The sequence below is a fragment of the Halomonas sp. B23F22_3 genome, assembly GCF_043496965.1.
In the GTDB taxonomy this organism is placed as follows: Bacteria; Pseudomonadota; Gammaproteobacteria; order Pseudomonadales; family Halomonadaceae; genus Halomonas.
In genome coordinates this window covers 275,661-297,730 of the sequence record NZ_JBIEKG010000002.1, presented here as the reverse complement: position 1 = coordinate 297,730, position 22,070 = coordinate 275,661, and the positions used below count along the sequence as shown (strand labels likewise).

20 protein-coding genes are annotated in these 22,070 nt (G+C 70.2%); 7 read left to right on the top strand and 13 right to left on the bottom strand.

All coding sequences use genetic code 11. From position 1 onward, the window contains the following. Nucleotides 1–80: 80 nt before the first annotated feature. From ACGTNG_RS05005 to ACGTNG_RS04995, 3 genes are all read right to left on the bottom strand, one after another. Nucleotides 81–869 (bottom strand): class II glutamine amidotransferase, encoded by a 789-nt coding sequence (locus tag ACGTNG_RS05005; RefSeq protein ID WP_394575840.1) that lies wholly within the window; start codon nucleotides 867–869, stop codon nucleotides 81–83. After that, nucleotides 862–2,706, bottom strand: coding sequence for a VWA domain-containing protein (locus tag ACGTNG_RS05000; protein WP_394575839.1), 1,845 nt, complete (start codon nucleotides 2,704–2,706; stop codon nucleotides 862–864). The genes ACGTNG_RS05005 and ACGTNG_RS05000 overlap by 8 nt, the downstream gene beginning before the upstream one ends. Before the next feature lie 68 nt (nucleotides 2,707–2,774). Next, nucleotides 2,775–3,221: a hypothetical protein gene (locus ACGTNG_RS04995; RefSeq protein WP_394575838.1), complete on the bottom strand. Its 447-nt coding sequence runs from the start codon at nucleotides 3,219–3,221 to the stop codon at nucleotides 2,775–2,777. Between the two features lie 71 nt (nucleotides 3,222–3,292). Here ACGTNG_RS04995 and ACGTNG_RS04990 point away from each other — a divergent pair, with 71 nt between their 5' ends. Then, entirely contained in the window at nucleotides 3,293–5,398 is a 2,106-nt protein-coding gene (locus tag ACGTNG_RS04990) for a S9 family peptidase (RefSeq protein ID WP_394575837.1), read from the top strand. A 125-nt stretch (nucleotides 5,399–5,523) separates the two neighbouring features. Here the strand turns inward: ACGTNG_RS04990 and ACGTNG_RS04985 are convergent, their stop codons facing one another. The 8 genes from ACGTNG_RS04985 to ACGTNG_RS04950 form a co-directional block, all read right to left on the bottom strand. Then, nucleotides 5,524–6,369, bottom strand: coding sequence for a hypothetical protein (locus ACGTNG_RS04985; RefSeq protein WP_394575836.1), 846 nt, complete (start codon nucleotides 6,367–6,369; stop codon nucleotides 5,524–5,526). Nucleotides 6,370–6,594: 225 nt separating this feature from the next. Then, the gene (locus ACGTNG_RS04980) at nucleotides 6,595–7,044 is read right to left on the bottom strand and encodes a YcgN family cysteine cluster protein (protein WP_394575835.1); all 450 of its coding nucleotides are present in this window, start codon (nucleotides 7,042–7,044) and stop codon (nucleotides 6,595–6,597) included. Nucleotides 7,045–7,128: 84 nt separating this feature from the next. Beyond that, nucleotides 7,129–7,440 carry a YcgL domain-containing protein gene (locus ACGTNG_RS04975; protein WP_394575834.1) on the bottom strand — a complete coding sequence of 104 codons (312 nt, stop codon included), beginning with the start codon at nucleotides 7,438–7,440 and terminating at the stop codon, nucleotides 7,129–7,131. Beyond that, nucleotides 7,437–8,564: a ribonuclease D gene (rnd, locus tag ACGTNG_RS04970; RefSeq protein WP_394575833.1), complete on the bottom strand. Its 1,128-nt coding sequence runs from the start codon at nucleotides 8,562–8,564 to the stop codon at nucleotides 7,437–7,439. The genes ACGTNG_RS04975 and rnd overlap by 4 nt, the downstream gene beginning before the upstream one ends. Before the next feature lie 28 nt (nucleotides 8,565–8,592). After that, nucleotides 8,593–9,198, bottom strand: coding sequence for a recombination mediator RecR (gene recR, locus ACGTNG_RS04965; RefSeq protein ID WP_394575831.1), 606 nt, complete (start codon nucleotides 9,196–9,198; stop codon nucleotides 8,593–8,595). 22 nt (nucleotides 9,199–9,220) lie between these two features. Next, nucleotides 9,221–9,547, bottom strand: a complete 327-nt coding sequence (locus tag ACGTNG_RS04960) for a YbaB/EbfC family nucleoid-associated protein (RefSeq protein WP_349757528.1) — start codon at nucleotides 9,545–9,547, stop codon at nucleotides 9,221–9,223. A gap of 45 nt (nucleotides 9,548–9,592) precedes the next feature. Next, nucleotides 9,593–11,617 (bottom strand): DNA polymerase III subunit gamma/tau, encoded by a 2,025-nt coding sequence (dnaX, locus tag ACGTNG_RS04955; protein WP_394575830.1) that lies wholly within the window; start codon nucleotides 11,615–11,617, stop codon nucleotides 9,593–9,595. A gap of 144 nt (nucleotides 11,618–11,761) precedes the next feature. Continuing rightward, nucleotides 11,762–14,032 (bottom strand): putative bifunctional diguanylate cyclase/phosphodiesterase, encoded by a 2,271-nt coding sequence (locus ACGTNG_RS04950; RefSeq protein ID WP_394575829.1) that lies wholly within the window; start codon nucleotides 14,030–14,032, stop codon nucleotides 11,762–11,764. A gap of 345 nt (nucleotides 14,033–14,377) precedes the next feature. Between ACGTNG_RS04950 and ACGTNG_RS04945 the strand changes: the two genes are divergently transcribed. Then, complete coding sequence (locus tag ACGTNG_RS04945; protein ID WP_394575826.1) at nucleotides 14,378–14,581, top strand: hypothetical protein; 204 nt, start codon at nucleotides 14,378–14,380, stop codon at nucleotides 14,579–14,581. A gap of 37 nt (nucleotides 14,582–14,618) precedes the next feature. On the opposite strand, the gene ACGTNG_RS04940 is transcribed toward ACGTNG_RS04945, so the two are convergent. Together ACGTNG_RS04940 and ACGTNG_RS04935 are read right to left on the bottom strand one after the other, a co-directional pair. After that, complete coding sequence (locus ACGTNG_RS04940; protein ID WP_394575825.1) at nucleotides 14,619–15,650, bottom strand: histone deacetylase family protein; 1,032 nt, start codon at nucleotides 15,648–15,650, stop codon at nucleotides 14,619–14,621. Between the two features lie 62 nt (nucleotides 15,651–15,712). Continuing rightward, nucleotides 15,713–16,624 carry a LysR family transcriptional regulator gene (locus tag ACGTNG_RS04935; RefSeq protein ID WP_394575824.1) on the bottom strand — a complete coding sequence of 304 codons (912 nt, stop codon included), beginning with the start codon at nucleotides 16,622–16,624 and terminating at the stop codon, nucleotides 15,713–15,715. Between the two features lie 107 nt (nucleotides 16,625–16,731). Between ACGTNG_RS04935 and ACGTNG_RS04930 the strand changes: the two genes are divergently transcribed. The 5 genes from ACGTNG_RS04930 to ACGTNG_RS04910 are packed head-to-tail and all read left to right on the top strand — an operon-like array spanning nucleotide 16,732 to nucleotide 21,913. Then, a complete protein-coding gene (locus tag ACGTNG_RS04930) occupies nucleotides 16,732–18,105 on the top strand; it encodes an aminotransferase family protein (RefSeq protein WP_394575822.1) in 1,374 nt (457 codons plus the stop codon). 5 nt (nucleotides 18,106–18,110) lie between these two features. Continuing rightward, nucleotides 18,111–18,812 (top strand): CoA transferase subunit A, encoded by a 702-nt coding sequence (locus tag ACGTNG_RS04925; protein WP_394575821.1) that lies wholly within the window; start codon nucleotides 18,111–18,113, stop codon nucleotides 18,810–18,812. After that, nucleotides 18,802–19,455 (top strand): 3-oxoacid CoA-transferase subunit B, encoded by a 654-nt coding sequence (locus ACGTNG_RS04920; RefSeq protein ID WP_394575820.1) that lies wholly within the window; start codon nucleotides 18,802–18,804, stop codon nucleotides 19,453–19,455. Before ACGTNG_RS04925 ends, ACGTNG_RS04920 begins: the two co-directional genes overlap by 11 nt. Beyond that, a complete protein-coding gene (locus ACGTNG_RS04915) occupies nucleotides 19,455–20,738 on the top strand; it encodes an ArgE/DapE family deacylase (RefSeq protein ID WP_394575819.1) in 1,284 nt (427 codons plus the stop codon). Before ACGTNG_RS04920 ends, ACGTNG_RS04915 begins: the two co-directional genes overlap by 1 nt. Next, the gene (locus tag ACGTNG_RS04910) at nucleotides 20,735–21,913 is read left to right on the top strand and encodes an acetyl-CoA C-acyltransferase (protein ID WP_394575818.1); all 1,179 of its coding nucleotides are present in this window, start codon (nucleotides 20,735–20,737) and stop codon (nucleotides 21,911–21,913) included. Before ACGTNG_RS04915 ends, ACGTNG_RS04910 begins: the two co-directional genes overlap by 4 nt. Nucleotides 21,914–22,070 lie beyond the last annotated feature (157 nt).

The window sequence follows — 22,070 nt, the reverse complement described above, 5'->3', positions numbered from 1 at the left end:
CGAAGGGTTATCCACACGCGGTGTTGTTAGCAGGCACCTTATACCAGCGACTCGATGGCTGTAAAACGAGCGATTAAAACTTACGTTTTATAGCGTGCCTGGATCACTCCCCCCTGCCACACCAGAAGCTCGCCCGGCACCATGCACACCCACTCCTCGTTGTCGGTGAGCGGCTCGGTGGCGATCACCGAGACCACGTCATCGGTGGTGGTGTGTTCGGCGAAGTTCACCGTCAGCTCGGCATCCGACAGGCTCGCCCGCCCGAAGGGCGCCCGGCGGGTGATGTGCGCGAGCTTGGTGGAGCAGAAGGTATAGAGATAGTCGCCGTCGGCCAGCAACAGGTTGAACACCCCCAGGCCACGCAGCCGTTCGCAGAGCCCGTGCAGCATCGACCAGAGGGCCTCGCGCTGCCGGTCATCGGCAGGTGGCTCGGGGAAGGCACTGCGCAGCTCGCCGAGCAGCCAGCAGAAGGCGTGCTCGCTGTCGGTGCTGCCCACCGGGCGGTAGAAGGAGTGCGGCAGGGCCTGCCAGTCGGCCAGCTGGCCGTTGTGCGCATAGCACCAGGGACGCCCCCACATCTCGCGTACGAAGGGGTGCGTGTTGGCCAGGCGCACCTGGCCGACGTTGGCCTGGCGGATATGGCTGATGACGATGTTCGACTTGATGGGATAGTCGCAGATCAGCCGGGCGATCGGCGAGTGCACCGAGGGGTGCGGGTCGCGAAAGTCGCGGTAGCCGCCCTCTTCGTAGAAGGCGATGCCCCAGCCGTCGCGATGCGGTCCGGTGCCGCCGCCCCGATGCAGGAAGCCGGTGAAGCTGAAGCAGATATCCGTGGGCACATTGGCACTCATGCCCAGAAGCTCACACATGGGGTTCCTCCCGGTGTGGGGGGCGCCGCTCCTGGCGGCGCCGAATCAGGGATATGACCACCAGCAGCAGGACGAGCGCCGCCAGCGCTCCCCACAGGCGCGGATCGCGACGGTGCTCGTGCCAGAGGCGTTCGAGGCCCGGCCAGCCCGCCCGCCAGAGCGCCTGGGCCGCGTCCGGCAGGCGGTTGACCCAGGCGACGAAGCGATCGGCGATCGGCTCGTCGCCCATGTCGGGCGGTGGTTCGGCGTCGCTCCCACGTGGGTCATCGAAGGCCTCGGTAGCAAGCGTCGGGCCGACCACGTCGGCCACCCCGATGCCGAGGCGGCCATCGGGATAGAGCACCAGGCGCGGCATCGACAGCGTGCGGCGCTCGCCGTCGAGCTCGACGGTGGCCTCCAGCAGCAGGGGCAGACTCAGCGAGGGATCGAGGTCGGGCAGCGCGAGGTGCCAGCGCGTTTCCCCCACCGCCTCGGCCTCGAGGCGCTCACCCTGCAGCTCGCCGTGGATCTCGGTGTTGTCACGATTGAGACTCGGGTGTTCGGCGGCCAGCACCACCCGCCCGGCCTGGGGACGATGGACGGCTCCGATGGCCGGCAACACGTTCACGGCCTGGGCCCGTTGGCGCTGGAACGCCTCGCTCTCGGCGCGGATCACCAGGTGGGCATTGCCGGTCAGCGCCGGAGCCGGCAGGCGCCCACGATAGCGCCCCGCTTCGGCCTCGAGCACGACGCGAGACTGCACCTCGCCCTGATCGTCCTGCAGCGACACCGACAGCGTCAGGTCCTCGCCGCCCTCGAAGGGCCCGCCATCGTGGGTGATCCACGCCTCCACCGGCACGTCGAAGCCTCGGTAGAGGGTGGTCGGCAGGTCGGCGGTACGCAGGTGCAGCGAGGAGGCGACGTTGACGCGGCTCTCCTCGCCCACGGCGCCGTCGATGCGCCACTCGCCGGCCTGGGGATCGGGCACCCGGATCAGGTCGAAGCGCGGCTCCACCTGCCAGCGGACGTCATCCGGCGCATCCTCGGCCCGGTAGCGCGTGCCCTCCGGGTCGACCAGGGTCAGGGGCTCGTCGTCGGGCTCATGGAAGATCAGTGCCGAGAAGGTCTCCACGCCGTCATCGATGACGAAGCGCCCGTCGTCCAGGGGCACCTGATCGGCGGGAAAGATACGCTCGACGATGTCCAGGAAGGCCCCCAGCAGGCCCTCGGGGCTCTGTGCCAGTGCCGCCAGCCCGCCAGTGGACTGGGCCAGGCGCTCCACCAGCGCCAGGTCGGCCTGGTCGGAGAAAGCGATGGCATGGACCGCCACCCCTTGATTGGCGAGTTCCTCGGCCCGCTCCCCGACCAGCCGACGCCGCGAGGCCCGATCGATGTCGGGCTTGGGCCCCCGGCCGGGTGACAGGTCGATCATGCCGTCGGTCAGCAGTACCAGGTGGCGCCAGCCGTTGGCCTCGCTGCGGGAGGCCGCGTTGAGCGCGGCTTCGATGTCGGTGTACTGCTGGTAGGCCTGCAGCGCCGGCGGCAGGGCCAGGGCCTGCTCTCGCCAGGCCGCATCCACCTCGCCCAGCGGCAGGGGGTTGTCGACCGTCTCGCCGAAGGTCCACACGCCCGCCCTCGCCCCGCTCGGCAGCAGCGCCACCAGCAGGTCCAGGGCGCTGACGGCCAGCCGGTCGGGGTCGTTGTCGCGCATGCTGCCGGAGACATCGACCACCACCCGGACGTCGGGGCGCTCCTCGTGCGGCTGGGCCCAGAGCGGGCCGGCCCCTAGCCACAGGACCAGGCCCGCCGCCAGCATTCGAGGCAGCCAGCCGACGCGTTCCTTGCCGTACCCACTCATCGGAGCTCCTTAGCCGATCACGCTGGACGATCGAGCGAGACGCTCGCGCCCGCCGATCATGGCGCGTATTAGCCGATCACCGGCTCATGGCGTTCGCCACTGTCGCGGCGGCCGGAGGCGGCGGACGCTTCGTCGTCCATGTCCACATCGTCCTCCTGGCCGTGAGTCCTGCGATGGCGACCGCGCCACCACAGCAGCAGCCCCAGCAGGGCGCCCACGCCGGCCCCAATGACGACCAGCAGGGCGACCGGCAGGAAGGTCTCGCGGTTATTCTCGAGGAAGGCCACGGCCGCGACCATCACCGCCGGGGCGAATCCGCTGTAGAACTCTCCTTCCTCCAGCAGCGGCAGACGGAAATGGGACGGGGTCCACATCACGCCGGCCACCGCCCAGGTGATCACCAGCCGCGGCAAGCGCGGCAGAAAGCCCAGCCCCAGGTAGCCGGTCAGCAGCACCACCAGCGACAACACGACATAGACCAGCCATAGTAGGGGCATCGAATCCGACATCAGCATCACGACCTCGCGAGTTGTGCGTCGACGACGCACGTTCTTGAAAACACACTGAGTATGGTACATCCCGCGCCATGAAAGCACAGCCGCCACGTGACAAGGCCCCCACCCTCCCCGCCGACGATCCCGCCGCCCGCTTTCGCCATGCCGATGATCCGGCCTGGCACTGGCTGGAGAACCGCGACGCCCCGGAGGTCAGCGCCTTCCTCGAGACCGCCAACCAGGAGTCCGACCGCTGGTTCACGCCGCTGGACGACCTGGTGGAGCGCCTCTATCACGGCCACCTGGCGCGCCGTGAACTCGCCGTGAGCGGGCTCAAGACGCCGCTGGATCACTTCACGGTATGGAGCGAGACGGCGCCCAACGCCGACTATCCGGTCTGGTGGCGCCACCCCAACGGCCGCCCCGATGCCGCGGAAGCCTTCCTCGACCTGGAAGCCAGGGCCGGCGAGCACGACTTCCTCGAGCTCGGCGACATGGCCCTCTCCCCGGACGAGGCCTGGCTGGCCTGGACCGAAGACACCCGCGGCGACGAGACCTACACGCTCTATCTCAAGCGCCTGCCGGATGGCGATCCCGCCGTGCTGCTCGAGGAGATCGGCCCCGAGATCGGCTGGGCCGAGGACAATGCCACCCTGCTGTTCACCCGCTTCGATGCCACCCAGCGTCCGGAAAGCATCTGGCGCCTGCCGGTGGCGCATGGCCAGGCCGGCGAGCCGACGCTGATCCTGCGCGAGGAGGATCCGGAGTTCTGGCTGGGCCTGGGCAAGACCCGCTCACGGGAGTGGCTGATCCTGGAGAGCGCCTCCAAGGACACCAGCGAGAGCCACCTGATTCCCGCCCGTGCCCCGGCCACGCCGCCCCGCTGCTTCCGCGCCCGGGAGAGCGGCGTGGAGTATGCCGTGGACCATCGTCCCGGCCACTTCTACGTCCTGCATAACCGCCAGGCGACGCACTTCCGTCTGGACCGGCTCGCGGAGCGCTCACTGGACGGAGCCGACCCCGCGCACCACTGGCAGCCGCTCATCGACCATCGCGACGAGGCGACCCTGGAGGGGGTCGACGCCTTCGATTGGGGGCTCGTCATCACCGAGCGCGACCACCACGAGGCCCAGGTGCATCTGCGGGTGCTCGAGCTGGCGGACGACCACGCCCTCATCCGCGACGAGCGCCTGCCACTGCCCGAATTGCCCTGCAGCCTGGCGCTGGGCGACGCGCCTCACTTCGCCGAGCGGTGTCTGCGCCTGCGCGAGGAGTCCTTCACCCTGCCGGTGACCTGGCACGAGCTCGACCTCGACAGCGGCGAACGGCGTCTCCTCAAGCAGCAGCCCATCCATGGCGACTTGCGGCCCGAACAGCTGGCCTGCGAGCGGATCTGGGCGACCTCCCACGACGGCGAGCGCGTGCCGGTCTCGGTAGTCAGGCGGGCCGATCTCTCCGGCCACCCCCTGCCCACCCTGCTCTACGGCTACGGCGCCTACGGCGAGGTGCTCGACCCCTGGTTCTCGGTCGCCCGGCTGGAGCTGCTGGCACGCGGGGCGGCCTTCGCCGTGGCCCACGTGCGCGGCGGCGGCGACCGCGGCGAGCCCTGGTACCTGGCCGGCAAGCTCGAGCACAAGGCCAACAGCTTCCACGACTTCCTCGCGGCCCGCGACGCCCTGGTCGAGAAGGGCCTCAGCGACGGCGAGCACATCGCCGCCTACGGTGCCAGTGCCGGCGGTCTGCTGGTCAGCGCCAGCCTCAACCTGGCCCCCGACGCCTTCTGCGCCGCGGTGCTCGACGTGCCCTTCGTCGACGTGCTGCGCACCATGGAGAATCCCGACCTGCCCCTGACGACCGCGGAATACACCGAGTGGGGCGACCCTCGCGAGCCCGAGGCGCGACGCCGCATCCGCGACTACTCCCCGCTGGACAACCTCTCGGCCCAGCCCTGGCCGGCGGTCTTCCTGCAGGGCAGCTGGCACGACACCCGGGTGCCCTACTGGGAGCCGGCCAAGCTCTATGCACGCCTCAAGGAACTGGCCCCTGAGCAGCGCGCCGATGATCACCCCATCCTGCTGAGGACGGACATGTCTGCCGGCCACGGCGGCGCCTCGGGGCGCTTCAAGGCCTGGCACGACAATGCCCGCCAGGACGCCTTCATCCTCTGGGCGCTGGGCCTGGAAGACCGGGAGGCCTGATGCCTCGGTGACATCAATCTGACGACAGAGCCCGGAGGACAGCGCCCTGACGACAGGAACCCGGCCTCGGCCGGGTTCCTGTCGTGCTCGCATGAAGCGACTTGCCTGTCCTGGAGAGCGCCCGCTCAGCTGCCGCCGCCGGCACCACCGCCCGGGCCACCTCCAGAACCGCCGCCGGAACCGCCACCCGAGCCGCCGCCGGAACCGCCACCCGAACCGCCGCCCGAGCCGCCGCCCGAGCCGCCGCCGGAACCGCCTCCCGAGCCACCGCCGGAACCGCCTCCGGAACCGCCTCCGGAACCGCCACCCGAGCCGCCGCCGGAACCACCACCCGAGCCGCCGCCGGAACCGCCACCCGAGCCGCCGCCGGAACCGCCACCCCCACCACCGGAATGAATCAGGCCGTTGTCACCGCTGCCATCGTCGGTGCCGTCATCCGTGCCATCATCGCTGCCGTCATCCGTACCGTCGTCGGTGCCGTCGTCGGTGCCGTCATCACCGCCATCGTCGGTGCCATCATCCGTGCCATCGTCGGTGCCACCATCCGTGCTATCGTCGGTGCCGTCATCCGTACCGTCGTCGGTGCCATCATCGCTGCCGTCGTCGGTGCCACCATCGGTACCATCGTCCGTGCCGCCACCCGTACCGTCATCGGCGCCGCCATCGCTGGCGGCCAGCACGACGTCACTGCCGTCGCGTGCGCTGGACAGGGCCGTTTCCCGGTCACCGGCGCTCGGCGGGTAGAGCAGCAGCAGCTGTTCGGGACTTTGCCGCGTCGGCAGCCATGACTGCAGCTGCGCCATCTCCTGGTCGTCGAGTACCCGGCCCTCGTTCATGAGGTCGTTGAACATCGCCGCCATTTCGTCGTCGCTGAGCGCCTGTCCACTCCACGAGGACGACTGCGCCGCCACACCGGAAGAGGCCAGGGCACCCACCGCCAAGGCAAGCGCTAACTTCCTGAAACCTTTCATGATGCATCCCCTCGTCGTTATCCCATGCCCCCGGACGTGACACGCCATGCTCACGTTCACGCTGGACAACAAACTGTTACACACAGCAAAGCATCGTCCTCGCCGGTGATCGGCGCCATAGGACGAAGCCATGAAACAAGGGTCGCTGGGGGATGAGCGTGGACGCCTACTGCGTATGAGGCGTCTCAGGCATGGAGCGGAGGGCGCCCTGATGCAGGGGGTGAATCAAGCGTCGATGGGCAGGATGGCGATGATGTGCTCCTCGAGCTCCTCCTCGGGCACCTCGCGTTGGGAGACGGCGAAGCTTCGCACGCTGACGCCCTTGCGGTGCATCCGTTCAGGCCCGCCGGCGATCAGCGGGTGCCAGGCGGCCAGCTTGCGACCCTCCGCGACCCGACGGTAGGCACAGGACTTGGGCAGCCAGCGAAAGTCGTCGATGCGCTCGGGCGTCAGCTGCGTGCAGTCCAGCACCTTGGCAAAACGATTGTCATAGTCGCCGCAGCGGCAGCTCGGGATATCCAGCAGTTCGCAGGCGACGTTGAGCACCGCCAGGTCGCCGCTCTCCTCATCCTGGAACTTGAGCAGGCAGCACTGGCCGCAGCCGTCGCAGAGCGCCTCCCACTCCTCGTCGGTGAGCTCCTGCAGGTCGAAGCGCTCCCAGAATCGTTCTCTCATGATCTCTCCTGCCCCTTCGGGGCCTTGGCGATACATGACGCTCGCCGATGTTGGCGCCTCAGCTCGCCGTGTCGCCGCGCGACGCTAGTAGCGTGCCTCGGTCGGAACGCGATAGAGGTCGAGCAGATACTCCTCCTTGGCGGGTGGCATCTGCAGGTAGTAGCCCTTCTCGCGGATGGCGGCCATGACGTCGCCGGCCTGGGCACGGCCCAGGCGCTTCTCCGGGGTAAGGATCAGGGTCATCGCGGAGATCGGCTTGCCGAAGTGCTCCAGCAACGCCTCGGGCACCTCGGCAAGCCCCTGGCGCTTGTCCACGTAGAGGTACATCTCCTCCTTGGCGGGGCTCTTGAAGATCTCGCAGAGCAGCTTGTCGCCGCGCATCCGGTCGTCAGTCATCGTGATGCCTCCTCGAGGGCCGCGGTCAGGCCCGTCGCCAGTCGCTCCCCGCGCCAGCCGCCGGGCAGGAGCAGCGGCTGGCCCTTCAGGTCGGCACTCACCAGGGCTTCGAGCTCGCGGCGCTTGAGCAGCACCTCGGGGGCCACGCCCAGCGCCTCGGCCTCGGCGTTGACCACCTTCTTCAAGGCCTTGAGGCGCTGCTTGAACTCGGGCGTCATCGGCGAGAGCGGTGCCGGCGGCAGCGCCTCCTCGTCGACCTGCAGTGCTTCGCGCACCAGTCTCAGCAGGTCATCGCCCTCGCGCTTGATCAGCGCGGGCTTGAGGTCCTCGACGCGCGCCAGCTCGAAACGGTTCTCCGGCAGCTGCTCGGCGATGGCATAGAGCAGCCGGTCGGGCACCAGCCACCCCCGCGGTACGTCGCGACGCCGCGCCTCGCCCTCGCGCCAGATGGTCAGGCGCCGATAGGCTTCCACCTGCCGCGGCGAGAGGCGCCAGAGCTGGCGATGACGCAGGTACCATTGGCCGTCGGCGGTCTCGCTGCGCTCGGTCTGCGCCACCAGGGCGGCGCAGTCGGCCTCGACCCAGGCCATGCGGCCCTGATCCTCGAGAGAGGCGCGCTGCTGCTCCCAGACGTCCAGCAGGAAGACCACGTCCAGGGCCGCATAGCGCTGCTGGGACCCCGAGAGCGGGCGCAGCAGCCAGTTGGAGCGGGTCTCGTCCTTGGGCAGGGTCTCGCCGGTCCAGTGCTCCACCAGCTTCTGGTAGCCCATCGACGGGACCTCGCCGAGGAGCGACTGGGCGACCTGGGTATCGACCAAGGGGGCCACGGGCACCCCGGCCCAGTGGGCGAAGACCTCGAGGTCCTCGCTCGAGGCGTGCAGCAGCTTCAACGGCCCCTCGGCCAGCAGGCGACGAAAGGCCTCGGTGCACGCCACCTCCTGGGGATCCACCAGGAAGGCCGGACCGCCGGCGGCGAACTGGATCAGCGCCGGCACCGGATGGAAGGTGTTCTCGCGAAAGAACTCGGTGTCCAGGGCGATGACGTCGGCCGTAGCCACCTCGGCACAGGCGGCGTCCAGGGCGGCGGGAGTATCGATCCAGCGAATCTCGGGGTTCAGGGTCATGCAGGGTTCCGACAGCAGGGAAAAGGGCTCACTCGCCCCGGAAGGGCAGGCGACCGTTGAAGGCGCGGCTCAGGGTACCACCGTCGACGTACTCGAGCTCGCCGCCCATGGGCACGCCATAGGCCAGCCGCGAGAGCGAGACGCCCCGGGGCGCCAGCTGGGCGGCGATGTAGTGGGCGGTGGCCTCCCCCTCCACCGTGGGATTGGTGGCCAGCACGATCTCCTCGACGCCCCCCTCGGCGACCCGCGCCTCGAGCTGGTCGAGGCCGATGTCCTCGGGGCCGACGCCGTCCAGCGGCGAGAGGTGGCCGTGCAGCACGAAGTAGCGGCCGCGAAAGCCGCCGGCCTCCTCGATGGCCAGCTGGTCGGCGGGGGATTCCACCACGCAGAGCAGGGCCTCGTCGCGCCGCGCGCTCTGGCAGATGCCACAGACCTCCTCCTCGGTCAGGGTGCGGCAGCGCCGGCAGTAGCCGACCCGCTCGAGCGCCACGTCCAGCGCCGCCACCAGGCGCCGGCCGCCGTCGCGGTCGCGCTCGAGCAGGTGCATGGCCATGCGCTGGGCGGTCTTGGGGCCGACGCCGGGCAGCACCCGCAGCGACTCCATCAGTCTCTCGATCAGCGGGGAAAAGCTCATGGTCGGTCCGTCTCGGCCTGGATCAGAAGGGCATCTTGAAGCCCGGCGGCAGGTTGAGACCGGCGGTGGCCTCCTCCATGCGCGCCTTGGAGTCCGCCTCGACCTTGCGCACCGCGTCGTTGACGGCGGCCGCCAGCAGGTCCTCGAGGAGCTCCTTGTCCTCCTCCATCAGGCTCGGGTCAAGGTCGACCTTGCTGACGTCGTGGCGGCCGTTCATGGTCACCTTGACCATGCCGGCGCCCGCCTCGCCCTGGACCTCGGCCTTGGCGACCTCCTCCTGGGCCTTCTGCATCTTCTCTTGCATCTCCTGGGCCTGCTTCATGATGTTGCCCATGCCACCCTTCATCATGGCGAAATCCTCTCGTGGTTGATGTGATCGGTCTCGGCGCGCGGTTCAGCCGCGGGCCTCGGCATCGGCGGGCTTGACCGTGGATTCGATCAGGCGCGCGCCGAAGGCCTGCTGCAACTTCTGTACATGGGGGTCGCGGTTCAAGGCTTCAATCGCCTCGGCATGCCGCTGGGCGGCCAGGCGGTCGGCCTGCTGCCGGGGCGTCTCGACCGCCGGGGGCAGCTCGCCGGGCTCCAGCACCAGGCGGCGCTCGACGCCAGCGGCCGCCAGCGCCTCGCGGATGCGGGTCACGTGGATCTCGGCGTTCATCGCCTCCTGGGACGGATCGAGGCGCAGCGTGAGCCGCTCGCCGTCGTCGGCCTCGACCACGCAGTGAGCCGCCAGGTTGCGGGTCAGCCCGCCGAGCCCCAGCGACTCGAAGCTGGCCAGCCAGTCGGCGTGGCCGAAGCGGCCCGCCGGCGCGGCCGGCGCCGTCCCATCGGCTGCCTGAGCGGGTTCGAGGTCGTGGCTCGCCTCGCCCGCCGGGACAGGCTCGGGGCGCTCGGACGACGGGGCCTCGGCAGGAGACGGCGCGGGCGCCGCCTGGGGCATGCTCTCCGGGGGCGCCGTCTCGGGTGCCGTCTCCGGTGCCGTTTCCGGAGCCATCTCCGGTGATAGGGAGACGGGCTCAGGGGCGGGAGTGGCATCGCCGGCCGGCGCGTTTGGCGGCTCCTGCGCAGCAGGCGCTGGCGCGGTCTCGGTGGCCACTGCCGGCTCACGGGGCGGCTCGGGCGAAGCAGCAGACGCGGCCCCGGGCTCCGGCGGATGGGTCGGCTCGGGCGTTGGAGATGGCGGCATCTCGGCTGAGGCGGCCCGCGACGCCTCGGGCCCCGACGCCGGGTCGCCGGCCGACTCGCTGGTCGGTCCTGCCCCGCCGCCGTCCGGCAGTCCCCGCAGGGGCAGCGGCGTCTGCGCCGGCCGCGGCACGCCCTGGGGGCGGAACGCCAGCATGCGCAGCAGCGTCATCTCCAGCGCGGTGCGCAGGTCCGGGGCATGTTCCATGTCGCCGCGGCCCTGGATGCCGATCTGGTAGAAGAGCTGGATGTCCTCGGCGGTGAACCGCGCGGCCAACGCCAGCAGGGCGTCGCGGTCGCCGTGGCCGTTGTCCACGGCGTCGGGCACCATCTGGGCGATGGCCAGCCGGTGCAGCACGCCGGTGATGTCGTCGAGCACCGCGGCGAAGTCGGGCCCCTGCTCGGCCAGGGCTGCCACCTCGCCGAGCAGCCGGGCGGCATCGACCTCGGCCAGCGCCTCGACCAGCGCCAGCACGTGGCGATGATCGAGGGTGCCGAGCATGGCCGCCACGTCGGCGTGGCGAACCTCGCCCTGGCCGAAGGCGATGGCCTGGTCGGTGAGGCTCATGGCATCGCGCATGGAGCCCTCGGCGGCCTTGCCGAGCAGCCACAGGGCGCTCTCCTCGAAGCTCACCCGCTCGGCCTCTAGCACCGCGGCCAGGTGCCCGACGATGCGCTCCGGCGCCATGTGCTTGAGGGTGAACTGCAGGCAGCGCGACAGCACCGTGGGCGGCAGCTTCTGTGGGTCGGTGGTGGCCAGCAGGAACTTCACGTGGGGCGGCGGCTCTTCCAGGGTCTTGAGCAGCGCGTTGAAGCTGCTGGTGGAGAGCATGTGCACCTCATCGATGAGGTACACCTTGTAACGTCCCTGGGTCGGCGCGTACTGCACGTTGTCGAGCAGCTCGCGGGTGTCCTCGACCTTGGTGCGCGAGGCGGCGTCGACCTCGATCAGGTCGACGAAGCGCCCCTCGTCGATGGAACGACAGCTGTCGCACTCGCCGCAGGGGGTGGAGGTCACGCCCTCGTCGCCGCGGCCATTTGCCGTGCAGTTCAGGCACTTTGCCAGAATGCGCGCCAGGGTGGTCTTGCCCACGCCGCGAGTGCCGGTGAACAGATACGCGTGGTGCAGCCGACCCTGGTCCAGGGCATTGACCAGCGCGCGCTGGACATGCTCCTGGCCGACCAGTTCATGGAAGGTACGCGGTCGCCACTTGCGGGCCAGAACCTGATAGCTCATGCAGCGCGGGATCCTTGCGGTAAAGCGAACAGCAGCTGGGTGATGGGGCGCCGGGCGATCGGACGGCTCGCTGGCGCGGGCCCGATGCTCGACGGCAAACGGTCATTCTATCGACCGGGGCGCCCGGCGGAAAGCGGCGCGGATTCAGGCCTCCCGCGCCAGCCCTCCCGCGCCCCAGCGCTCGGCGAACTCCGCGGCCGTCAGCGGCGGACTCAGGTAGTCGCCCTGATAGGCGGGACAGCCCAGCGAGCGCAGGAGCGCGAGCTGGGTGGCGTTCTCCACGCCCTCGGCGATGACCTCGAGTCCCAGGCGTTCGGCGATCGAGAGGATGGCGGCGACGATCGTCTCGTCGTCGGCGTCGCCGGGCACGTCGGTGATGAAGGAACGATCGATCTTCAGGCACTGCACCGGCAGGCGGGTGAGGTAGGAGAGCGAGGAGTAGCCGGTACCGAAATCGTCCACGGCCAGCTCGACCCCCAGGCGGCGCAGCCCGTTCAGCCGCTCCAGGCCCTCGTCGGCATGGCCGATCACGAAGCCCTCGGTGATCTCGAGCTCCAGCCGCGAGGGGGAGAGCCCGCTCTGCTCGAGCGCCTCACGCACGTCGCCGACGATGTCTCCCTGCACCACCTGCAGCCCCGACAGGTTGACCGCGACGCGCAGGGAAAGCCCGGCCAGCTCCCACTCGCGGGCCTGGCGACAGGCCTCGCCCAGCACCCAGCGGCCGATGAGATGGATCAGCCCGGCCTCCTCCGCCAGGGCGATGAAGCGCCCAGGCCCGATCGTCTCTCCCTCGGGCGTCGTCCAGCGCACCAGCGCCTCGGCCCCGAACACGCGGCTGCCCTCCACCCGCGCCTGGGGCTGGTAGTGCAGCACCAGCTCCTGGCGATCCAGGGCCCGACGCAGGCCGGTATCCATGGTGAAACGTTCGCGGCTGGCCTCGGCCAGTTCCGGCGTGAAGAACATCCAGGTGTTGCGCTTGAGCGCCTTGGCCCCGTACATGGCGGTATCGGCGCGCTGGATCAGCTCGCCGGCGCTGCGCCCATCGCCGGGATAGACACTGATCCCGATGGAGGCGCCGATGAAGATCTCGTGCTGCCCGATATGGAACGGCTGCAACAGGGCATCGATCAGCTTCTGTGCCACCCGGCCGGCATCGGCGGACTCATGCAGGCGCTCCAGCACCAGCACGAACTCGTCGCCCCCCAGGCGCCCCAAGGAGTCCTCGTCTCGCACGGCCCGCCCCAGGCGCCGACCGACCGCCTGCAGCAGGCGGTCGCCCAGTGGGTGGCCGAGGCTGTCGTTGATGTCCTTGAAATGATCCAGGTCGAGGAACAGCACCGCCAGGGCTCCCGCGTCCTCCTCCGCGCGCTCCAGCGCCAGGGCGAGGCGCTGGTTGAGATAGGTACGATTGGGCAGGCCGGTCAGCGGATCGAAGTTGGCCGAGCGCCGCAGGCGACCGGCCTGATCGGTGATGCGCGACAGCAGCGGGCTGATCACCCGTGCCGTGGCCAACGCCCCGAGCCCCATCAGCACCAGCACCATGATCGCCGGCCAGAGCAGCTCGTGATAGACCACGCCATAGAAGCCGCGGGCGGGAATCTGCACCATCAGCGCCCAGTCAGGCGTGGCCAGCGGCACCAGCACCAGCACGGCCGCCTGCGCCCCCTCGCCATCGCGGGACAGCTCCGCCTGGCCGGACACCAGCGCCTCGCGCAGGCGTCCGGCGAGCCGCCCGTCGGGCTCGGTCGTGACCAGCGCGCCCTGGGGATCCGCCGCCAGCAGCGCCTGGCCGGGAGGGGCCAGCAGCCACTGTCGAGCGCCCTCACCGAAGCGACTGGCGTCGTCGAGCAGGCCGGCGATGCCCTGGGCGCCGAAATAGAGCCGGTCGGTGCCGAGGCGCCGGCTGTCCCGAGAGACGACCGGCGTCGTCACCTCCACGAGCATGCCCTCCTCCGCCGGCACCAGGCGCGCCTGACCCGGCGTGTCGGTCTTCGCTGTCACCGGGCGTGCTTCGGGAACGCGGCCGATGGTCACCAGCGGCTGACCCGCCCCATCCAGCCGGATCAGGCCCACGAGGTCCGGGGACTGCAGCATGGCATCCACCAGCCGCGGCGCCATGAAGGCCGCCAGGGCGTCACGCTCCTCGCGGGTCGCGACACGGCCCTCCACGTAGTCCTCCAGGCGGCCCCTCAACTCGGTGCGACTGGCGATCTGTCGGGCGACGTCCCGATAGCGCGCCAGCAGGTGATCGAGGGTCTCCGCCTGAGCCGAGGCGCTGACCAGGGTGATCGTCTCGAGTCCTTGGCGATGCGCCTGGTAGAGCGGCCAGGCCGTGGCCAGCCCGACCAGCGCCCCCGTGCAGAGGATGCCAAGCGTCGCCAGCGCGACGATGCGCCGCTGGGCGCGCTTCATCATTCGGGGTACCGCCCATCAGGGCCCGGGGTGGCAACCTCGATCATCGCCGCACGCCAAGCCCCGACGCCGTCGGGCCCTGCCGGAGCATCAAACATGGTTCGTCCTCGTTGGCCGGCGCTCTCGCCTCTGAAGTGTGGCCCCACGCCCGGTAAACGCCAAGCCTCGCGAGTCGGCCCGACATGGCACAGTGCCCCGGCAGGGAAGAGGTTCTCTGCCCACCCCTCCCCGGGGGGAAGGCGCTCGCCCCGATAGCGACGTCTCGGCTCGGCCGGGAGCGGCCTATACTGGCGGGAACCCCGGCCCCACGCCTCGCGCCTCCACTCGGCACCATCCAGGAGAGACGCCATGCGCATCCTCGGCCTGCTGCTGGCCCTGATCCTGCTCGGCTACGTGATGACGACCTACCTGGACACGGCCGTCACCGCCGGGGAGCAAGGCGAGGCGCTGCCCCCTCCGCAGGGGACCCTCGAGCGGGCCGAGCAGGCGGCGGAGCGCATCAACCAGACCCTGGAGGAGCGGCAGCGACACCTGGAGGCGTCGGGGGGCTGACGCCCTCTCCCAATCGTCGGCCCGGTGGCGACGCGGCTCAGGGCTGCTCGAAGCCACTCAGCACGTTGACCGCGTTGATGCCGATCTCCTCCACCGCATAGCCGCCCTCGAGCAGGAATACCGTGGGCAGCCCGAGGCGTCCCAGCCGCCGGCCCACGTCGCTGAAGTCGTCGCTCGAGAGCGTGAAGGCGCTGATGGGGTCGTGCTCGAAGGCGTCGACGCCGAGCGAGACCACCAGCAGCTCGCAGCCGGCCTCGAGGATGCGCGCCTTGGCGTCCTCCAGCGCCTGCGCCCAGCGCTCGTAGCCGGTCCCCGGCGCCAGAGGATAGTTGACGGTGAAGCCCTCGCCCGGGCCCTCGCCGGTCTCGTCGGCGTGGCCGAGGAAGTGCGGGAAACAGTGGCGCGGATCGCCGTGCAGCGAGAGGAAGAGCACGTCGTCGCGGTCGTAGAAGATCTGCTGGGTGCCGTTGCCGTGGTGGAAGTCGATGTCCAGCACCGCGACCCGTGAGCGGCCGGCGTCCAGCGCGCGCTGCGCGGCGATGGCGGCATTGTTGAAGAAGCAGTAGCCGCCGAACTGGTCGGTGGCGGCGTGGTGGCCGGGCGGCCGGCACAGCCCGAAGGCCGGCTCGCCGCTGGCCAGCACATGATCCACCGCCGATAGCGCCACGTCCTTGCTGGCCATGGCCGCCTCGAAGGTGCCCTCGCAGATCGAGGTGTCGGCCCCCAGGGCGTAGTGGCCGAGCCGGCCGTCGATGTGGTCGGGAATGACGCGCCCCGGCATGGTGCGGGTCGGCCAGATCCAGGCGATCGCCTCACCCTCGCGGCCGGCGGCGACCCAGTCCGCCCAGCAGCGCGCGAGGAAATCGACATAGCCGGGATCGTGAATCGCCAGCACCGGCTCGAGGCCATGCTCGACCGGTTCGCGCACCGCCCCCAGGCCGCTCTCGAGCACGCGCTTGAGCACCAGGTCGACCCGCTCGGGGCATTCGTAGGGCGTCACCAGCCGTCCGCCGTCCAGCTCGGTGCGGGCACGGCGCAGCTTGGTGCGTTCACTGTGAAAGGTCAGCATCGCGATCAGGATCCTCGTCGGTCAGATAGGGGCAAACAGGCGCCGCGGCGGGCCGGGCGAGATCAGGCGGGGTACTCCCGCAGCAGGTCACGGCCGCTGGCGCGGATGAACTCCAGCGCACGAGCATGCTTCCAGTCCTCGCGATACACCAGCCCGAAGCTGAAATCGATCGACGGGGTGAAGGGCAACACCACCACCTCGTCCCGCCCGACCAGCTGGTCGGTCGCGGTGATCGGATTCATCACGCTGATCCCGACCCCGTTGGCGACCAGCGAGGTGATGGCCCCGATGTTGGCCTCGGTCTTGCCGGCGATCTGAATGCCGTGGGCGGTGGCCAGATGGAGCAGCGGGTCGGCGCCCACGTTGGGCTGGTTGCCGATCACCAGGAACTGGTCCCTGAGGTCGTCGATGCTCACCGCGTCGCGGCCGCTCAGGGGGTGCCGTCCGGGCACCAGGCAGCGGGCCTGGGTGGTCAGCCACTCCTCGACGCGCAGCACCCGGGAGCTGACCGGCAGCGTCACGAAGCCGATGTCGGCATGGCCGGACTCCACCTCGCGCAGCACCTCGTGGCTCGACATCATGTCGAAGCTGATGCTGAACCCGCGATTGTCCTCCAGCAGCGTGGCGATCAGGCGCGGCACGAAGCCGAAGGCGAGCCCCGGGATCGCGGCGATGCGCAGCCGAGAGGTGCCGAACTCCTTGAGCGCCAGCACGCTGTGGCGCAGCTCCTCGATATTGCCCATCAGCCGCAGGATCTCCTCGTAGAGCTCCCGCGCCTCGGGCGTGGCGACCAGGCGGTTCTTCTCGCGCAGAAACAGCTCGAGCCCGAGATTCTGCTCGAGCTGGGAGAGCGAGCGACTGACGCCCGACTGGGTGATGCCGAGCGTCCGCGCCGCCTGGGAGGCACTGCCCGCCTCGAACAGCGTCTTGAAGATGGCCAGCGCCTTGAGCGAATGGATATTGACGTCAGGCATGATTAAAAGTCATCGAATACGGTAAAAACATCATATCTTGAAATAGCTTATCGCGGCTACCTAGACTGACAACCATCCGAACAACACCACCACAACGGATCGACACGATGACGTCCTCCCCCCTCTTCTATCAGGCCGGTCCCGCGATGCCGGAAGTCAGCCACGGCGATGGCGTCTTCCTGTGGGACACCCACGGCAAGGAGTACCTCGACGGCTGCTCCGGCGCCATCTCCTGCAACCTCGGCCATGGCCGGCAGGACCTGCGCGACGCCATGCTGGCCCAGCTCGACCGCGTCGCCTTCACCTACCGCACCCAGTTCGAGAACGCCCCGGCCGTGGCGCTGGCCGAGGCACTGGTCGAGATGACCGAGGGCACGCTCGATAAGGTGTTCTTCGTCTCCAGCGGCTCCGAGGCGGTGGAGTCCGCCCTCAAGCTGGCGCGCCAGTACTTCGTGGCCCGCGGCGAGTCCCGTCGTCGCCACTTCGTGTCGCTGCGCCCCTCCTATCACGGCAGCACGCTCGGCGCGCTGGGGGTCACCGGCTACCAGCCCCTGGAGGCGCCCTTCGCCGACATCACCGCCGGCTCGCTGAAGGTGCCCGGCCCGGACTTCTACCGCCAGCGGGACGGCGATCGCGACGCCCACGTCCAGCGCGTGCTCGCCGAGACCCGCGCGACGATCGAGGCGGCCGGGGGCGAGAGCGTCATCGCCATCGTGCTCGAGCCCGTCGGCGGTGCCAGCACCGGGGCGCGGCTGGTCGACCAGGCCTACCTCGAGGGCCTGCGCGCGCTGTGCGACGAGTTCGGCTGCCTGCTGATCTTCGACGAGGTGCTCTGCGGCATCGGCCGCACCGGCACCTGGTTCGCCTACCAGCAGTGGGGTGTGACGCCGGACCTGCTGATCACCGCCAAGGGGCTGGGCGCCGGCTACTACCCGGTGGGGGCGCTGCTGGCCCGCGAGGAGATCGTCGACACGGTGATGGCCGCCGGCGGCTTCCAGCACGGCCACACCTACGCCGGCAACCCGCTGGCCTGCGCCACGGGCCTGGCCGCCATCGAGGCGATCCGCCGCGAGGGGCTGCTCGACAACGTGCGCGCCCGCGGCGAGCAGCTCAGGCGCGGTCTCGAGGCGCTCCAGGCACGCCACGCCTGGATCGGCGACGTGCGCGGCCTGGGGCTGCTGTGGGGCGTGGAGCTGGTCATGGACCCGGTGGCGAAGACGCCCTTCCCCGCCGAGGCCAACCTCTTCGCCCGGGTGACGGCGCTGGCCAAAGAGGAGGGACTGCTGATCTATCCCCGGCGCACCCTGAACGGCCTGGCCGGCGATCACTTCCTGGTCAGCCCGCCCTTCACCATCACCGAGCACGAGGTCGAGCAGCTGCTCGAACGGCTCGGCCGCGCCCTGGACCGGCTGGACCGCGAGGTGGTGACCCCGCTGCTCGACGACGCCAGCGCCTCCCCCGCACACGGCATCACAGGCTGAGACCCATGACACTGCTCAACCAGAAACACGCGACGCTCGAGGCGGCCATCGCCGAGATCCCCGACGGGGCCTCGATCATGGTCGGCGGCTTCGGCTCGCCGGGCACGCCCTTCGCGCTGCTCGACGAGCTGCTGGCCCAGGGCCAGACGCGCCTGACGCTGATCAAGAACGACGCCAACGAGCCGGACATCGGCATCGGCCGACTGATCCGCGCCAGCCGCGTCGACAAGCTGATCACCTCGCACATCGGCCTCAACCGGATCGCCATCGAGGAGATGAACGCCGGCCGCCTGGCGGTGGAGATGCACCCCCAGGGGCTGCTGGCCGAGAAGATCCGCTGCGCCGGCGCCGGCCACTACGGCTTCCTGACCGATATCGGGCTCGGCACCGAGGTCGCCGAGGGGCGCCGCGAGATCGAGTGCGACGGCCGGACCTGGGCCATCGAACCGGCCATCCACGCCGACGTCGCCCTGGTCCACGCCGACCTGGCCGATGCCTACGGCAACCTCGTCTACCGCGGCACCGCGATCAACTTCAACCCGCTGATGGCGATGGCCGCCGACCGCGTGATCGCCCAGGCCTTCCGCGTCGAGGCCCCCGGCCGGCTCGCGCCGGAGCGCATCCATACGCCCTGTGCCTTCGTCAACCACATCGTCGAGGTCGATCCCGCCACCAGCGACCAGGGGAGACGCGCCCATGCCGTCTGATCAAGAGCGCATCCTCGCCCGCGCGGCCCGGGAGGTCACCGCCGGCCAGATCGTCAACCTCGGCATCGGCCTGCCCACCCGGCTGTTCCACTACCTGCCGCCGGAGATGGAGGTGCTGGTGCACTCCGAGAACGGCGTGCTGGGCTGCCAACCTCTCGATGACGACGCCGCGCCCGACCTCGAGATGATCGACTCGGGCGGGGCCTACATCGGTGCGCGCCCCGGCGCCAGCGTCTTCGACAGCGCCCTCTCCTTCGCGATGATCCGCCGCAGCCGTGTGGACGTCACCTTCATGGGCGCCTTCGAGGTCGACCAGCAGGGCAACCTCGCCAACTGGAAGATCCCCGGCAAGTTCTCGCCGGGCATCGGCGGCGCCATGGAGCTCGCCCAGAAGGTCGAGACCCTGGTGGTGCTCTGCTCGCACAACGACAAGCACGGCAACCCCAAGATCCTCAAGCGGTGCCGCCTGCCGCTGACGGCGCCGCGCTGCGTCACCCGCATCATCACCGAGAAGGCGGTGATGCAGGTGACCGACGCGGGCCTCGAGGTGCTGGACATCGCCGAGGGGCTCGACGTGGCCACGCTGCGCGCGGCCACCGAGGCCGACCTGATCATCGATGAAGACCGGCTGGGGAGATTCTGATGCTCGACGCCACGGAACAACGCATCCTCGCGCGCTGCGAGGAACTGATGGGCACCACCCTCGACCTGACCCGGGACCTGGTGCGCGGCTACAGCGTGCTGGGCCAGGAGCGCGGGGCACTCGACACCATGGAGCGCTGGCTCGAGCGCCTGGACCTGCCGGCCGAGCGCGTCGGTCTCGACGCGCCGGGCTTCGCCGACCACCCCCACCGCGCGCCCACCGAATGGTCGAGCGAGGGGCGCTACAACCTGGTCAGCCGGCTCAATCCCCAGAGCGACAAGCCCCACCTGGTGCTCAACGGCCACCTGGACGTGGTGCCCGCCGAGCCCACCGACATGTGGACGCGCCCCCCCTGGGAGCCCTGGGAGCAGGACGGCTGGCTCTACGGCCGCGGCGCCGGCGACATGAAGGCGGGCATCGCCGCCATGGTGATGGCCGTGCAGGCGGTGCGCGAGGCCGGCGTGGCCATCGACTTCCCGCTGACCCTGCAGACGGTGATCGAGGAGGAGTGCACCGGCAACGGCGCCCTGGCCTGCCTGCACCAGGGCTACAGCGGCGACTTCGTGCTGATCCCCGAGCCCTTCGGCGCGCAGATCTACAGCGGCCAAGTGGGCGTGCTGTGGTTTCGCATGCGCCTGGACGGCGTGCCGGCCCACGTGCTCGACACCCGCGCCGGCCGCAACGCCATCGAGACCCTGCAGGGCTACCTGCCGGCCTTCAAGGCGCTGGAGGAAGAGATCAACGCCCTGCCCCGCCCCGCACCCTATGAGGCGCTGGAGCACCCCTTCAATCTCAGCATCGGCAAGATCGAGGGCGGCAACTGGGCCTCCAGCGTGCCGGCCCATGCCCTGCTCGAGGGACGCGTCGGCTTCCCGCCGGGCATGAGTGCCGACGAGATCATGGCGCGGGTCCGCCGGGTCATCGCCGACCATCACCAGGCGATGGATGACGGCTCGCCCGCGCCCCGGGTCGAGTTCCACGGCTTCCGCTCCGAGGGCCACCTGGTGGACCTGGAGACGCCGGGCATCCGCCTGCTGTCGCGCTGCCACGAGGACCTCGCCGGCGAGCCGCCGGCCCACTATCTCTCGACCTGCACCACCGACCTGCGCGCCTTCCACGTCGCGGGCGGCATCAACGGCACCTGCTACGGCCCGGTCGCCCAGCGCATCCACGGCGTCGACGAGTGCGTCGAGATCGACTCCATCCGCCGGGTGCTGACCACCTACGCCCTGTTCATTCACCGCTGGGCCAGCGGCGACGCCACCCCGAGGAGCGCCTCATGAACGACGCCTATCTCGTCGACTATGCGCGCAGCGCCTTCACCCGCGCCCATCCCCGCAAGCCCGAGGTCGACGCCTGGTCGGGCCAGCGCGGCGACGCCCTGCTGGCCCGGGTGATCGATGCCCTGCTGAGCCGCCGCGGGATCGAGGGCGAGCGCATCGAGGACCTGAGCGTCGGCTGTGCGCTGCCGGTCAAGGAGCAGTGGAGCTTCGGCGGACGCTATCCCCAGTGGCTCTCGGCGCTGGGAGCGAGCTGCGCCTCGCGCCAGATCGACCAGCAGTGCGGCTCGAGCCTGGCGGCCCTGCGCGCCACGGTGCGCGAGATCCAGGTCGGGGCGATCGAGGCCGGCGTGGCCGGCGGCTTCGAGAACATGTCGCGGGTGCCGATGGGGCCGAGCCTCTTTCAGGAGGGCGTGCTGACGATCCCCGAGGCCCTGGAGGGCCGTGACGACCTCGACCTCGGCGTCGCCATGAACATGGGACTGACCGCCGAGCGCCTGGCCCGGGAGAGCGGGATCACCCGTGAGGCCATGGACGCCTTCGCCCTGCGCTCTCACCAGCGCGCCGCCCAGGCCGAACGGGAGGGCTGGTTCGAGGGCGAACGCCTGGCGCTTTCCAACCCGGCCGGCGAGACGGTCGCCACCGACGCCAACATCCGCCCCGACACCAGCCTCGAGCGCCTGGCCGGCCTCGACCCGGCCTTTGTCGAGGGCGGCCGGATCACCGCCGGCAACAGCTCGCCGCTGACCTCCGGCGCCGGCGCGGCGCTGGTGATGTCCGAGGCCGGCCTCGCCCGCCACGGCCTCTCGCCCCTGGCGCGGGTCGTCGCGGTGGTCGACGTCGGCGTGACGCCGGAGCGCATGGGCGCCGGCGCGGCCAAGGCGATCGCCCGGGCGCTGACCGCCACCGGCCTGCACGTCGATGACATCGACGCCTGGGAGATCAACGAGGCCTTCAGCGCCGTGCCGCTCTACGCCATGGACTCGCTGGGCCTCGACCCCGAGCGCGTCAATGTCCACGGCGGCGCCCTGGCACTGGGCCATCCGCTGGGGGCCACCGGCATCCGGCTGGCCGGCACCCTCGCCCGCCTCCTGCAGCATCGACAGGGGCGCTACGGCTGCGCCGCCGCCTGCATCGGCGGCGGCCAGGGGATCGCGATGATCCTCGAGCGCGCATGACCCTAAAGGCACGGCGTCCTGCGCCGGATTTTCCCCCACCACATCAGGAGGACATGGCGGTACCAGGCATCGATCACGTCGATAACGCAATCCCGCAGCCCCAAATCTGAATCACCTTATAAACTGATAACGGCAACCCACCACAGGCAGGCATCAA